Source organism: Variovorax sp. N23 (assembly GCF_025486315.1).
Taxonomy (GTDB): Bacteria; Pseudomonadota; Gammaproteobacteria; order Burkholderiales; family Burkholderiaceae_C; genus Variovorax.
This window is the reverse complement of the sequence record NZ_JAOOPY010000001.1, coordinates 51,156-64,587: the sequence shown is the minus strand read 5'-3', so window position 1 is coordinate 64,587 and position 13,432 is coordinate 51,156. Positions and strand designations below refer to the sequence as shown.

Genomic DNA, 13,432 nt, shown 5'->3' with positions numbered 1-13,432 from the left:
GTCAGTCGCAGTCGTCGGCGCGGCCCCAGAGCGGGTTGCGCTCGTAGTCGGCGATCCAGCCCGGCAGGGCGTCGGGCTCCATCGGCCGGGCGATGCCGTAGCCCTGGCCGAGCGTGCAGCCCAGCGCCATCAGCGCGCGGCCGTGCGCCACCGATTCGACGCCCTCGGCGATGGCCTTGCGGCCGAGCCCCTTGGCCAGCAGCAGGATGCCCTTGACGATCGCCTGGTCCTCGGCGTTGTCGATGACACCGTTGACGAAGGACTGGTCGAGCTTGAGCGCGGCCACCGGCAGCCGGCGCAGGTAGGTGAGCGACGAGTAGCCGGTGCCGAAGTCGTCCATCGCCACCGGCACGCCGAAGGACTTGCACGCCTCGATGAAGCGGGTGACGGTGGCGAAATCCTTGATGGCGCTGGTCTCGAGAATTTCGAGCTCGAGCGTGCCGGCCGGCAGCGCGGGGTAGCGCGCCAGATGCTCGCCGAGCCGCTCGATGAAGTCCGAGCGCTGCATCTGGCGCGGATTGATGTTCACGCTCACCGAGGTGCCGGTGCCTGCCGCCTGCCAGGCCGCGGCCTGGCGCAGGGCCTCGCCGATGGCCCAGTCGCCCAGCTGCTCCACCAGTTCGTGGTTCTCGATGTGCGGGATGAAGTCGCCGGGCTGCAGCTGGCCATAGGCCGGATGCCGCCAGCGGATCAGCGCCTCCGCGCCGATGACGCGGCCGCAGCGCATGTCCACCTTGGGCTGGTAGGCCAGCCAGAACTCGCCGCGCGCCATGCCTTCGGCCATGGCACGCCGAAGCGCCAGCGATTCCTGCTCTTCCAGCGCCTGGCTGGCATCGAAGAAATGCAGCTGGCTGCCGCCGGCGCGCTTGGCGAAGAAGACCGCATGCTGCGCGTGCTGCAGCATCACCTCGGTCGGCTGCTCGGCGTCGGCCATCAGCGCCACGCCCACGCTGGCGCGCAGGCGGGCGGTGTCGTCCTTGAGCCGGAACGGGTGCGCCAGCCGCGCGAGCAGTTGGGCCACCAGGTTCTCGCACTGCTGTCGGCCGCCGACGGACACGGCCAGCGCGAATTCGTCGCCGCCCACACGCGCGACAACGGCCTCGTGCGGCAGGCCGGCCTTCAGACGGCGCGCCACCTCCCGCAACACGGTGTCGCCGCCCATCGGGCCGAAGCGGTCGTTGACGTCGCGGAAGCGGTCGATGTCCAGGTAGCAGACGGCCAGCATCCGCCCGTCGCGCAGGTTCAGGCGTTCGCGCAGTTCCTCGACCGCCGGGATGCGGTTGGGCAGACGGGTGAGTGCGTCGTGGCGCGCCAGGAAGTCGATCCGGCCGGCCCGTGCGCCGCGGGCGACCGGGCTGAAGGACCAGAGCACGCAGAAGTCGTCCATGCGCTCGGCCCGCGCGTCGACGCGCACCGTGCCGCCGTCATGCGTCTTCAGCAGCAAGTCGGGGCCGTCGACGCCGCCGCGGGCCGGCACCGGAATGCCGGACGCATTGATGCACACGTCGGAGAACGGCAGATCGATCAGCGCCCCCACGGGATAGCCCAGCAGTTGATGGGCATCCTCGTCGGCCCACAGGATCTGCCCCTCGCAGATGGTGAGGTGGCCGGACAGGGTGCGGGCGAGCATGGAAGGGGTCGGCACGATGGAATCGTCGAATCAGACAGGCGGGGCCGGTGCGTCGTCGACGCGGCGCTTCACGTGGGTCTCGTAGTGCAACGCCTTGTCGCGGTACATCGCCTTGTCGGCGCGCATCAGGGCGGTCTCCAGCGGCTCGCCCACTTCGCACGTCGCGATGCCGATGGCCAGGCTCAGCACGTGGCCGCTGCGGCCGGCGTAGAACTGGTTGTTAAGGTCGACCATCGACAGGATGCGCTCGCGCACCGTCTCGGCGCCGCGCTCGTCGGTGGCGGGCATCAGCACGGCGAACTCGTCGCCACCGACGCGCGCCGGCCAGGCCGGGCTCTCGACCGCCTGGCCCAGCACTTCGCCGACACGACGCAGCAGCGCGTCGCCGACCGCATGGCCCTCCTCGTCGTTCACCTGCTTGAGGCCATTGAGGTCGATCAGCAGCACCGACACCGGCCACGGCCCCTTGCGGTTGAGGCGGTTGAGTTCCTCGGTGTAGAAGGTGCGGTTGCGCAGCTGCGTCAGCACGTCGTGCTTGCCCAGGTACTCGAGGTAGGCCTCGGCCTTCTTGCGTGCCGTGATGTCCATCAGCGACACGAGCACCATGCTCCAGTCGTGCAGGTGCGCCTCGAGCACGGCGAACTGCATGTGGATGTTGATCAGCTCGCCGTTGAGCGAGTAGTTGGTCACCTCCCGGTGCTGCAGCGTCTTGCCGGCCCACAGGTCCTGCAGTTGCTCGGCGAAGGAGTCCCGCATCTCGTCGCGGAAGATGCGCGGGATGTTCTCGAGCAGCATGCGGCGGTCGTCGGCTGCGAACATGCGCAGCGTCTCGCGATTGACGTCGATCACCCGGATCTCCTCGATGCAGCGGGTGACGAATTCCGGATGGACCTTGAGGAAGGTGTTGAAGTCGGTGATACCGCGCTGGCGGATGTCGTCGAGCAGCTTCTTGACCGCGCTGAAGTCCTCGACCCACAGCGACACCGGCGAATGCTCGAACAGCCCCGTGGCGTACCGCGCGCTCTGCTCGCGTTCGCGCACCGCCTTCATCCGCAGGGTGATGTCGTCGAGCGACACCAACACGCGCTCCCAGCTGGCTTCGTGGCCCGGCAGGATGCGCACGCGCAGTTGCACGTCGAGCCGGCGGCCGTCGAGCGTGTAGTTGACCGTGGTGTTCTCGTAGAGCAGCTTGCCCTGCCAGAGCTGGTTCAGCTCATGGGTCATCAGCTCGGCCATGTCGCCGCTGAAGATCTGGCCGAGGCCGGCGACCAGGGCCGCGTGGTCCGCAGCGCCGAAGAGGTCGAGCGTGGTCTGGTTGACCTTCAGCACCTGGATCGACGACATGCACTCGCCCACGCGCGACGGGTCGGCCCGCAGATGGGCGATCAGGTCTTCGACACCCTCGGCGCGCCAGCACTCGAAGATCCTGCGCACGGCGCTGAAGTCCTCCACCCACAGCGACACCGGCGCCAGGTCGAACATGGACTCGAAATCGGTCAGCTGGGACATGGTTGCTTATCGGCTCAGACAGGGGCCCGCACCGCGGCGGCCTTGGGCACGCGCGTCACCCAGTTGAACAAAGGCGTCGCCATCAGGGTGCTGAGGATCGCCATGAGGACCAGGATCGAGAACAACCCCGGTTCGATGACACCGGCCTGCAGGCCGATGTTGATGATGATGAGCTCCATCAGGCCGCGCGCGTTCATCAGCGAACCGATGGCCATCGCGTCGCGGTGGCTTTCGCCGGAGGCGCGCGCCGCCGCCCAGCAGGCGATGCCCTTGCCGCAGAACGAGGCCGCGAGGATCGCCACCGCCGCCAGCAGGATGCCCGGGTCCAGCAGCACACCCAGGCGGGTGTTGAGGCCTGAATAGATGAAAAACATCGGCAACAGGAAGACCACCACGAAGGGCTGCAGCTGCGCGCGCAGCTTCTCGGTGAGTGCGCCGCGCGGCAGCACCGCGCCCAGCAGGAAGCCGCCGAACACCGCGTGGATGCCGATCGCGTCCATGGCGAAGGCGCTCAGCGCGAACAGGACCAGCACGGTGGCCAGCATCGTGGCGCTCAGGGGTGCGTCTGGGCGCACGTGGCGGGCCAGCCGCCTGAGCAGCCGCGAACCGATGAAGACCATGAACAGCGCATAGGCGATGCCGCCGCCGATTGCGGCGTAGGCGCCACCCCAGTGGCCGCCGAAGCTCGCCAGCACGATCGCCAGGATGCACCAGGCGGCGGCGTCGTCGACCGCGCCGGCGGTGAGCGCCAGCGTGCCGAGCGAGGTGCCGGCCAGGCCGCGCTCGTGAATGATGCGCGCGAGCATCGGGAAGGCGGTGATCGCGATCGCGGCCCCCAGGAACAGCGCCGCCTCCAGCGGCTTCGCCTTGGCCGAGAACAGCCCCGGAATGGTGAGCAGCCAGGGGATCAGCGCGAAGGCCAGCACGAAGGGCACGACGATGCCGGCCGCCGACACCGAGACGGCACTGCGGAAGCGGCTCTTGAAGTGATCGGCGCGGAACTCGGTGCCCACGAGGAACATGTACATGCCCACGCCCAGCTGCCCGCCGACGTAGAGCATGCCCAGCGTCTCCTTCGGGAACAGCGCACGCTGGACCTCGGGAAAGAACAGACCCAGCAGCGACGGGCCCAGCGTGACGCCGGCGATCATCTCGCCCACCACCTGCGGCTGCCCGAGCTTCTGCGCCAGGCGGCCCACGAGCTGGCAGACCGTGATGATCACAGCGATCTGCAGGAAGAAATAGACGGAAAGTTGCGTCGTGGGCATACGGTGGGCAGGAAAATCTTTGACGTTCTTTACCAAACGTCCGAGGGGGATTATGTCTGCCGCCGCGCTCAAGACGCGGGCCGCAATCCGGTCGCGACGGTCGGATGGCGCAGGCGCACGCGCAGCTCCTTTTTGAGCCGGCCGTTGTCGAGCCGACGCGACTCGCCCATGAAGCTCAGTAGCGACACGGGCAGCTGCGCCTGCGCGGCGTCGCGTGCGATGCGTGGCGGGCGCGGCATGCCGTACAGATCGGCCGCCAGGTCGATGTAGTCGCCCATCTTCAGCGCGGTGTCGTCGCTGGCATGGAAGACGCGCTGCGTGCCGCCGCGCCAGAGCGCCGCCACGCAGATGCGCGCCAGGTCGTCGGCGTGGATGTGGCTGGTGTAGACGTCGTCCTCGCTGCGCAGCACCGGCGTGCCCTTGCGCAGCCGCTCGTGCGGCGTGCCGCCCGGACGGTCGGGCGCATAGATGCCGGGGATGCGCAGGATGCGCGTCGCCACGCCGGCCCGCCCGAGCCAGCGCACGGCGCGCTCGGCGTCGACGCGCCGGTGCGCCCGCGGCGTGTGGGGGCGGACGGCGCGCGTCTCGTCGATGCGCGCCCCACCGCAGTCGCCATAGACGCCGCTGGTCGAGCCGTAGACCAGCGCGGCCGGCAGCGAGCGCTGGCGCAGCGCCCGCACCAGGGCGGTGGTGCGCGCGTCGTGCCACCAGCGGGCGCCTTCGACGTTGGCCGGCGGCGCCAGATGCAGCACCCGGTCGGCCAGGCCGGCCAGCCGGCGCAGGCTCTGCGGCGCATCGAGATCGGCCACCAGCGGACGCACGCCGGCCGCGCGCAGGGCGCTCACGCGCTCGGGCGACGAGGTCAGCGCGAGCACCTGCACCCGGCCCCGCAGAAGCGACGCCGCACGCAGGCCGACGTCGCCGCAACCGACGATCAGCACGCGCTGCCGCCGGAAGCGCGCGGGCAGCGCGCCGGAAGGGTTGTGGATTGAGGGCAAAATCGTGGGTTCCCTGCTGAGACGAACCCGAAGAATACCCATGACGAGCGCCCCCCCGCACGAAGCCGGCTTCCAGATCACCGTCGAGCCCAGTGGTCGCCAGTTCACCGCCCAGGGCGACGAGACCATCCTCGCTGCCGGCATCCGCCAGGGCATCGGCCTGCCCTATGGCTGCAAGGACGGCGCCTGCGGCTCCTGCAAGTGCCGCAAGCTCTCGGGCGAAGTCACCCACGGCCCGCACCAGAGCAAGGCGCTGAGTGCCGAAGAAGAACTCGCCGGTTTCGTGCTGACCTGCTGCGCGACGGCGACCAGCGACGTGATGCTCGAGTCGCGCCAGGTGACCGAGCTGGGCGCCTTCCCGATCCGCAAGATGCCCGCACGCGTGCTGGCGCTGTCCAAGCTGTCGCACGACGTGATGATGGTCCGCCTGCAACTGCCGGCCGGCGAGCCGCTGCAGTTCCATGCCGGCCAGTACGTCGAATTCATCCTGCGCGACGGCGCGCGCCGCAGCTACTCGATGGCCAACGCGCCGCATACGCTGCTGGAGCCGGGCACCGGCATCGAACTGCACATCCGCCACCTGCCCGGCGGCAAGTTCACCGACCACGTCTTCGGCGCGATGAAGGAAAAGGAAATCCTGCGCATCGAAGGGCCGTACGGCAGCTTCTTCCTGCGCGAGGATTCCGACAAGCCGATCGTGATGCTCGCCTCGGGCACCGGCTTCGCACCGATCAAGGCGCTCATCGAGCACATGAAATTCAAAGCCATCGAGCGGCCCGCCACCGTGTACTGGGGCGGGCGCCGGCCCGAAGACCTGTACATGGACAGCTGGCTGCGCACGCAGACGGCCGAGATGCCGAATCTGAGCTACGTGCCGGTGGTGTCCAACGCGGTGCCGGAAGACAACTGGACCGGCCGCACCGGCTTCGTCCACCGCGCCGTGCTCGAGGACTTCGCCGACCTGTCGGGCCACCAGGTGTATGCCTGCGGCGCGCCGATCGTGGTCGACTCGGCCAGGCGCGACTACGTGGCCGAAGCCGGCCTGCCCGAAGACGAGTTCTACGCGGACGCCTTCACCACCGAAGCCGACAAGGCCCTGCCCTGAGCTTCCCCTTCCTTTGCAGCAACGCCGGCAACGGCCCACGACAATGAAGACGAGACACTTCCTCCTGGCCTCGCTGGCCACCGCCACCCTCGCCGTCCTCAGCACAGCGCCCGCCCTGGCGCAGCATCGCCCGATCCGACTGATCGTCCCCTACGCCGCGGGCGGCCCGATCGACGTCACGGCGCGCATCGTGGCCGAGCGCGTCAAGGATTCGCTGGGCACCGTGATCATCGACAACAAGCCGGGCGCCGGCGGCAACATCGGCGCCGACGCCGTGGCCAAGGCCGCGCCGGACGGCCTGACCATCGGCATCGCGGCCACGGCCACGAATGCGGTCAACCCGTGGCTCTACAGCAAGATGCCCTTCAACGCGGCCACCGACTTCGCGCCCATCACGCAGATGGTCCGCGTGCCGAACGTGCTGGTGATGAACACCGAGACCGCGCAGCGCCTGAAGATCAGCACGCTGCCCGAACTCATCGCCTACGCCAAGGCCAACCCCGGCAAGCTGAACTACGGCAGCGGCGGCAACGGCAGCGCCGGGCACCTGGCCGGCGAGATGTTCAAGCAGCAGGCCGGCATCTTCGCGGTGCACATCCCCTACAACGGCGGCAACCCGGCCCAGCTCGCGCTGCTGTCGGGCCAGGTCGACTTCAACTTCGACAACCTCGCCACCGCGGCACCGAACATCCGCTCGGGCAAGCTCAAGGCCATCGCCGTGACCACCGCGCAGCCCAGCAGCGCCCTGCCCGGCGTCCCGCCCGTGGCCGCCACCCTCAAGGGCTTCGCGATCGACACCTGGTGGGGCCTGGTCGCGCCGGCCGGCACGCCTCACGACGTGGTCGCCAAGCTGAACCAGGCCTTCGTCGCGGCGCTGAACGCGCCGGAGACGAAGGCGCGCTTCGCCAACCTGCTGGCGGAGCCGGTCGCGAACACGCCCGAGCAGTTCGGCGCGTTCATGAAGAGCGAGCTGGCGAAGTACGAGAAAGTCGTGAAGGCCACGGGCGCAAAGGTGGACTGACGGCGCACCCCGCACTATCGAAAAAGCCGCCCGGAGGCGGCTTTTTCATTCGCCCAGATAGGCGGCGCGGACCTTGGGGTCATTGAGCATGACCTTCGCATCGCCCGTCATGGTGATCAGCCCCGACTCCATGACGTAGCCGCGGTCGGCGATCTGCAGCGCGCGGCTGGCGTTCTGCTCGACCAGCAGCACGGTCACGCCCTGGTCGTAGACGTTCTTCACCACCTCGAAGATCTTGTCGACCATGATGGGCGACAGGCCCATCGAGGGCTCGTCGAGCAGCAGCACCTTGGGCTGCGCCATCAGCGCACGGCCCATGGCGAGCATCTGCTGCTCGCCGCCCGACATCGTGCCGGCCAGCTGGTCCTTGCGTTCCTTCAGGCGCGGGAAGATGGTGAACATGCGCTCGATGTCCGCCGCGATGCCGCCCTTGTCGTTGCGGATGTACGCGCCGATCTGCAGGTTCTCGGTGATGGTCATGCGCGTGAAGACGCCGCGGCCCTCGGGCACCATTACCAGGCCTTCGCCCACCAGGTCCCAGGCGCCGCGGCCTTTGATGCTGCGGCCGAGGAACTGGATGTCGCCGTCGACGAAGGGCAGCGTGCCGGTGATGGCCTTCATCGTGGTCGTCTTGCCGGCGCCGTTGGAGCCGATGAGCGACACCAGCTCGCCCTCGCGCACCTCGAAGTCCACGCCCTTGACGGCCTGGATGCCGCCGTAGGCGACCTTCAGGCCGGTGACCTTCAGCAGGGTCTTGCCGGTCGCGCCGGTGGATGCAGGTGCCGTGGCGGTGATCGTTTCGCTCATCTCAGTGTCCTCCGGTGCCGAGGTAGGCCTCGATCACCTTCTCATTTTTTTGAACTTCCGCGGGCGTGCCCTCGGCGATCTGCTTGCCGTAGTCGAGCACCGTGAGGCGGTCGCACAGGCCCATCACCAGCTTCACGTCGTGCTCGATCAGAAGGATGGTGCGGTTGTCCTTGCGGATTTGGCTGATGAGTTCGCGCAGCATGACCTTCTCGGTCGCGTTCATGCCGGCAGCCGGTTCGTCCAGCGCGATGAGCTGCGGGTCGGTGGCCAGGGCGCGTGCAATTTCGAGGCGGCGCTGGTCGCCGTAGCTCAGCGTGCGGGCCTTGTAGTCGGCGAACTTGCCGATGCCGACGTAGTCGAGCAGTTCGTGCGCACGCTCGGCGATGGCGGCCTCCTCGGCCTTGAAGCCGCTGGTGCGCAGCATGGCGCCGATCACGCCCGAATGCGTGCGCACGTGGCGCCCGACCATCACGTTCTCCAGCGCGGTCATGTCCGCGAAGAGCCGGATGTTCTGGAAGGTGCGCGCGATGCCGGCCTTGGCCACTTCGTGCACCGCCGTCGGCTGGTAGGGCTTGCCCGCCAGCTCGAAGGTGCCGCTGTCGGGCGTGTAAAGGCCGGTGATCACGTTGAAGAAGGTGGTCTTGCCGGCGCCGTTGGGGCCGATCAGGCCATAGACCTGGCCGCGCTGGATCTTGATGCCGACGTCCGACAGGGCTTGCAGCCCGCCGAAACGTTTGGAGATGCCGCGGACTTCGAGGATGGTGTCAGTCATGGTCTGGGGTTCCATCCGTTTCAGGGGTTGATCGACATGGGGCGCGAGGGCGAGCCCGGCACTTCGTCGGCGGGGCTGTCGACACCCGATGCCTCGATCGGCGTCATGGGCGTGGCGTCGCCCTTGCGGCGCAGCGACTTGCCATGCTCCGGCGATGGCCACAGACCGCGCGGACGCACCAGCATGATCACGATCATCGCGAGTGCGATGAACAGTTGCCGCAGGATGGATGCATCGAGCCGGCCATCCGTCATCGACTGCAGCGGACCGGCCACGTAGCGCAGCACTTCGGGCAATGCGGCGAGCAGCACCGCGCCCAGAATCACCCCCGGCAGATGGCCGATGCCGCCCAGCACCACCATCGCGACGATCATCACCGACTCCATCAGGCTGAAGGACTCGGGCGACACGAAGCTCTGGAAGGACGCGAACATCGCACCCGACACGCCGCCGAAGCTGGCGCCCATGCCGAAGGCCAAGAGCTTCATGTTGCGGGTGTTGATGCCCATGGCCTTCGCGGCGATCTCGTCCTCGCGGATCGCCATCCAGGCGCGGCCGATGCGCGAGAGCTGCAGGCGGTGCGAGATGATCACCGTGACGATCACCAGCGCCAGGAACAGGTAGTAGTACAGCGACACCGACGAGATCGTGTAGTCGCCCAGCTTGAGCGGCCGGCCGAGGTTCAGGCCCCAGAAGTGCACCGGATCGATGGCGTCCAGCCCCTTGGGACCGTTGGTGATGTTCACCGGGTGGTCGAGCGTGTTCAGGAACACGCGGATGATCTCGCCGAAGCCCAGCGTCACGATCGCCAGGTAGTCGCCGCGCAGGCGCAACGTCGGCGCGCCGAGCATCACGCCGAACACGCCGGCCAGCACCAGCGCCAGCGGGATCACGATCAGCAGCGGCGCATGCAGGCCGCCCGGGAACATCGCCTTGATGGCCGGGAAGGTCTCGGTCAGGTGCGGCGAGCCGAGCAGCGCGTACAAGTAGGCGCCGATGGCGAAGAAGGCCACGTAGCCCAGGTCGAGCAGGCCGGCGTAGCCGACCACGATGTTCAGGCCCAGGGCCAGCAGCACGTAGAGCAACGCGATGTCGACGATGCGCACCCAGGCATTGCCCTGGGTCTGCAGCAGCAGCGGCAGCGCGAGCAGCGCGACGGCGGCGATCAGGAAGACGATGAGGTTCTTGCTTTTCATGGCGTCTCTCCCTTCAGGCCCGGTCTGCCACGCGCTCGCCCAGCAGGCCGGAAGGCCGCACGGTCAGCGTCAGGATCAGGATGACGAAAGCGAAGATGTCGCTGTGCTGGCTGCCCAGCACGCCGCCAGTGACGGTGCCCAGGTAGCCGGCGCCGATGGCCTCGATGAGGCCGAGCAGGATGCCGCCGACCACCGCACCGGCCAGGTTGCCGATGCCGCCGAACACGGCCGCGGTGAAGGCCTTGAGGCCCGGGCCGAAGCCCATCGCATGCTGCGCGATGCCGTAGTTGGATGCGTACATCACGCCGGCGATGGCCGCGAGCACGGCGCCGATGATGAAGGTTGCCGAGATCACCATGTCGGGCCGGATGCCCATCAGCGAGGCGACCCGCGGGTTCTCGGCGGTGGCGCGCATCGCGCGGCCGAGCTTGGTGTAGTTGACCAGCCAGGTCAGGATGGCCAGCGAGATCGCGGTGACCACCAGGATCATGATCTGCGTGGGCGAGATCGAGGCCCCGCCGACCACGATCGATTCGCTCGGCAGCAGCGTGGGGTACGCCTTGTTGGTCGGCCGCCAGATGATCATCGCCAGCGTCTGCAGCAGGATCGACATGCCGATGGCGGTGATGAGCGGTGCCAGCTTCGGGCTGTTGCGCAGCGGTCGGTAGGCGACCTTCTCGATCACGAAGTTGAGCGTGGCCGCGACCACGCACGCGATGATCAGGGCCAGCAGCAGGATCAGCCAGCCGGGTGCACCGGGCATGGCATCCTGCATCAGGCCGATGACGGTCCAGCTGGTCAGCGCGCCGACCATCAGGACCTCGCCGTGCGCGAAATTGATGAGGTTGATGATGCCGTACACCATGGTGTAGCCCAAGGCTATCAAGGCATACATGCTGCCGAGAACCAGACCGTTGATGATCTGCTGCAGCAAGATTTCCATAAAGAGTCCCTAATGTGATGGCACCTTTGCGAGGTGCTTTCGCTCCCCTGCAACGCCGGGTTGACGCTGCAGAGCCCATCTAGCAAAAAACCCGCCAGCATGTGGCGCATGGCGGATTTGTGGGCGGGATTGTAGTCAGGAGCATGCGCCGTCATGGTGCAGTCCAGCCGGGGGATTTACCCCTTGACGCCGGGCCGCTTCGATGCCGGCTCGGGCAATGCCCTTGCCTTACTTGGCGTCGCCGTTGCGGCGCTGCAGTTCGCGCATCTTCTCGGCAATGCGAATTTCCAGGCCGCGCTCGACCGGCTTGTAGAAACCGGGCGCAGCCATCCCGTCGGGCAGGTAGCTTTCGCCAGCGGCGAAGCCGCCCTCTTCGTCGTGCGCATAGCGGTAACCCTTGCCGTAGTCGAGCTCCTTCATGAGCTTCGTCGGGGCATTGCGCAGGTGCATGGGGACGGGGCGCGTGCCGTCCTTCTTGATGAAGGCCTTGACCTCGTTGTAGGCCTTGTAGACGGCGTTCGACTTGGGCGCGATGGCCAGGTAGACCACGCACTCGGCCAGGGCGAGTTCGCCCTCGGGCGTACCCAGACGCTCGTAGACCTCGGCCGCATCGAGCGCCAGCCGCAGCGCGCGCGGGTCGGCCAGCCCGATGTCCTCGCTGGCCATGCGCACCAGCCGGCGCGCCATGTAGCGCGGGTCGGCGCCGCCGTCGAGCATCCGCACGAACCAGTAGAGCGCCGCGTCGGGGTCGCTGCCGCGCACCGACTTGTGCAGCGCGCTGATGGTGTCGTAGAACTGCTCGCCGCCCTTGTCGTAGCGCCGCATGCGCTCGCCCAGCACGCGCAGCAGCCAGTCGTCGGTGATGTGGTCGAGTTTCTCGGCGCGGGCGGCCACGGACAGGGTTTCGAGCGTGTTGAGCAGCCGGCGCGCGTCGCCATCGGCGTAGGCCACGAGCCGGTCGACCGCCGCGTCGTCGATCGCCGGCACCGCGTCGATCCCCTGCGCCTTGGCGACGATCTGCTTCAGGTCGGCTTCGGTGAGCGGCTGCAACACGTAGACCGCGGCGCGCGAGAGCAACGCCGAGTTGACCTCGAAGGACGGGTTCTCGGTGGTCGCACCGATGAACGTAAAGAGGCCCGATTCGACATGCGGCAGGAAGGCGTCCTGCTGGCTCTTGTTGAAACGGTGCACCTCGTCGACGAAGACGATGGTGCGGCGCTGCTCCAGGCCATCGCGCGCCACGGTGGCGCGCTCGACGGCTTCACGGATGTCCTTCACGCCGCCGAGGACGGCGCTGATGCTCAGGAACTGTGCGTCGAAGGCATCGGCCATCAACCGGGCGATGGTGGTCTTGCCAGTGCCGGGCGGGCCCCAGAGGATGCAGGAGTGCGGCTGGCCGGATTCGAAGGCGATGCGCAGCGGCATCCCCGGCCCGAGGAGGTGCTGCTGGCCGATCACCTCGGCCAGTGATTTGGGGCGAAGGCGTTCGGCGAGGGGAGGCAGGGTGGAAATGGCCATGAGCGAGGACCATTCTCGCCGCGGCCCGCGCAAGGCCTGCGGCGTGGCGGCTATTGCTTGAGAACGTCTGCGCCCGCGGGCGCCTTGAAGGCGAAGGCACCGGCGCCGAGCGCGGGGTTGACCTCGACCTTGCTGAACTTGAGCACCGAGCGCTGCCCGAAGCTGTCCTGGATCTCGAGCGCCGCGAGCGCGTCGCCCTGGAAGCCGACCTGGATGCCCTGCAGCTGCCCGTCCTTGGTCTTGGGTGTGGCCTTGACCCACTGCAAGCCGTCGCGCTCCGGCGCCGATTCCAGCGTGAAATCGGCTTGCAGCGCCCGCAGGTCGGGCGCCGCAGCGATCAGGGCCGCGGGCGTCGAGCCCAGGGCCTGCGCCTGCGCGCGTTGGGTGACCTGGTTCAGGTCGGCGTCGTAGAGCCACAGGGTCTTGCCGTCGGCCACGATGGTCTGCGCGAAGGGCTTCTTGTAGTCGAACTTGAACTGCCCGGGCCGCTGGAACTCGAAGGTACCGGTCGACACCTTGGCGCGCGCGGGCTGGCCTTCCTTGGCCGGCGCCGTCACCGTCTGCGTGAACTCGGCGCGGCCGGACTTCACGTTCTTCACGAAGGCCTCGAGGCTTTCCATGCCGGCCGCCCAGACGCTCATCGCGGCGCCTGCCATGCCCAAACC

Annotated in this window: 12 protein-coding genes; 2 read left to right on the top strand and 10 right to left on the bottom strand. The window is 68.1% G+C overall.

All coding sequences use genetic code 11. The features are described 5' to 3' along the window. Position 1: 1 nt before the first annotated feature. The 4 genes from N8A90_RS00315 to N8A90_RS00300 all read right to left on the bottom strand — a co-directional run bounded on the left by N8A90_RS00315 (position 2) and on the right by N8A90_RS00300 (position 5,405). A complete protein-coding gene (locus N8A90_RS00315) occupies positions 2-1,630 on the bottom strand; it encodes a putative bifunctional diguanylate cyclase/phosphodiesterase (RefSeq protein WP_262072654.1) in 1,629 nt (542 codons plus the stop codon). Between the two features lie 30 nt (positions 1,631-1,660). Continuing rightward, the gene (locus tag N8A90_RS00310; RefSeq protein WP_262072653.1) at positions 1,661-3,139 is read right to left on the bottom strand and encodes a GGDEF domain-containing protein; all 1,479 of its coding nucleotides are present in this window, start codon (positions 3,137-3,139) and stop codon (positions 1,661-1,663) included. 14 nt (positions 3,140-3,153) lie between these two features. Continuing rightward, positions 3,154-4,407: a cation:proton antiporter gene (locus N8A90_RS00305; protein WP_262072652.1), complete on the bottom strand. Its 1,254-nt coding sequence runs from the start codon at positions 4,405-4,407 to the stop codon at positions 3,154-3,156. Positions 4,408-4,475: 68 nt separating this feature from the next. Then, on the bottom strand, positions 4,476-5,405 hold the full coding sequence (locus N8A90_RS00300) for an SDR family oxidoreductase (protein ID WP_262072651.1): 930 nt from the start codon (positions 5,403-5,405) through the stop codon (positions 4,476-4,478). 40 nt (positions 5,406-5,445) lie between these two features. On the opposite strand from N8A90_RS00300, the gene N8A90_RS00295 reads away from it, so the two are divergent. Together N8A90_RS00295 and N8A90_RS00290 are read left to right on the top strand one after the other, a co-directional pair. Beyond that, on the top strand, positions 5,446-6,510 hold the full coding sequence (locus N8A90_RS00295; protein WP_262072650.1) for a CDP-6-deoxy-delta-3,4-glucoseen reductase: 1,065 nt from the start codon (positions 5,446-5,448) through the stop codon (positions 6,508-6,510). A gap of 43 nt (positions 6,511-6,553) precedes the next feature. Then, positions 6,554-7,531, top strand: a complete 978-nt coding sequence (locus N8A90_RS00290; protein ID WP_262072649.1) for a Bug family tripartite tricarboxylate transporter substrate binding protein — start codon at positions 6,554-6,556, stop codon at positions 7,529-7,531. 45 nt (positions 7,532-7,576) lie between these two features. On the opposite strand, the gene N8A90_RS00285 is transcribed toward N8A90_RS00290, so the two are convergent. The 6 genes from N8A90_RS00285 to lolA all read right to left on the bottom strand — a co-directional run bounded on the left by N8A90_RS00285 (position 7,577) and on the right by lolA (position 13,423). Beyond that, positions 7,577-8,338, bottom strand: a complete 762-nt coding sequence (locus N8A90_RS00285) for an ABC transporter ATP-binding protein (protein WP_262072648.1) — start codon at positions 8,336-8,338, stop codon at positions 7,577-7,579. Position 8,339: 1 nt separating this feature from the next. Next, a complete protein-coding gene (locus N8A90_RS00280) occupies positions 8,340-9,110 on the bottom strand; it encodes an ABC transporter ATP-binding protein (RefSeq protein WP_262072647.1) in 771 nt (256 codons plus the stop codon). A gap of 20 nt (positions 9,111-9,130) precedes the next feature. Beyond that, positions 9,131-10,306, bottom strand: a complete 1,176-nt coding sequence (locus tag N8A90_RS00275; RefSeq protein ID WP_262072646.1) for a branched-chain amino acid ABC transporter permease — start codon at positions 10,304-10,306, stop codon at positions 9,131-9,133. Positions 10,307-10,319: 13 nt separating this feature from the next. Beyond that, positions 10,320-11,249, bottom strand: coding sequence for a branched-chain amino acid ABC transporter permease (locus tag N8A90_RS00270; protein WP_262072645.1), 930 nt, complete (start codon positions 11,247-11,249; stop codon positions 10,320-10,322). Positions 11,250-11,477: 228 nt separating this feature from the next. Next, positions 11,478-12,767, bottom strand: coding sequence for a replication-associated recombination protein A (locus N8A90_RS00265; RefSeq protein ID WP_262072644.1), 1,290 nt, complete (start codon positions 12,765-12,767; stop codon positions 11,478-11,480). A gap of 50 nt (positions 12,768-12,817) precedes the next feature. After that, positions 12,818-13,423, bottom strand: coding sequence for an outer membrane lipoprotein chaperone LolA (gene lolA / locus N8A90_RS00260; RefSeq protein ID WP_262073125.1), 606 nt, complete (start codon positions 13,421-13,423; stop codon positions 12,818-12,820). Between the last annotated feature and the right edge of the window lie 9 nt (positions 13,424-13,432).

What these genes read in the sequence shown, in the direction of transcription:
- N8A90_RS00315 (WP_262072654.1), bottom strand. Translation starts at nt 1,630, where the DNA reads ATGCTCGCCCGCACCCTGTCCGGCCACCTCACCATCTGCGAGGGGCAG.
- N8A90_RS00270 (WP_262072645.1), bottom strand. Translation starts at nt 11,249, where the DNA reads ATGGAAATCTTGCTGCAGCAGATCATCAACGGTCTGGTTCTCGGCAGC.
- N8A90_RS00305 (WP_262072652.1), bottom strand. Translation starts at nt 4,407, where the DNA reads ATGCCCACGACGCAACTTTCCGTCTATTTCTTCCTGCAGATCGCTGTG.
- N8A90_RS00310 (WP_262072653.1), bottom strand. Translation starts at nt 3,139, where the DNA reads ATGTCCCAGCTGACCGATTTCGAGTCCATGTTCGACCTGGCGCCGGTG.
- N8A90_RS00275 (WP_262072646.1), bottom strand. Translation starts at nt 10,306, where the DNA reads ATGAAAAGCAAGAACCTCATCGTCTTCCTGATCGCCGCCGTCGCGCTG.
- N8A90_RS00265 (WP_262072644.1), bottom strand. Translation starts at nt 12,767, where the DNA reads ATGGCCATTTCCACCCTGCCTCCCCTCGCCGAACGCCTTCGCCCCAAA.
- N8A90_RS00290 (WP_262072649.1), top strand. Translation starts at nt 6,554, where the DNA reads ATGAAGACGAGACACTTCCTCCTGGCCTCGCTGGCCACCGCCACCCTC.
- lolA (WP_262073125.1), bottom strand. Translation starts at nt 13,423, where the DNA reads ATGGCAGGCGCCGCGATGAGCGTCTGGGCGGCCGGCATGGAAAGCCTC.
- N8A90_RS00295 (WP_262072650.1), top strand. Translation starts at nt 5,446, where the DNA reads ATGACGAGCGCCCCCCCGCACGAAGCCGGCTTCCAGATCACCGTCGAG.
- N8A90_RS00285 (WP_262072648.1), bottom strand. Translation starts at nt 8,338, where the DNA reads ATGAGCGAAACGATCACCGCCACGGCACCTGCATCCACCGGCGCGACC.
- N8A90_RS00280 (WP_262072647.1), bottom strand. Translation starts at nt 9,110, where the DNA reads ATGACTGACACCATCCTCGAAGTCCGCGGCATCTCCAAACGTTTCGGC.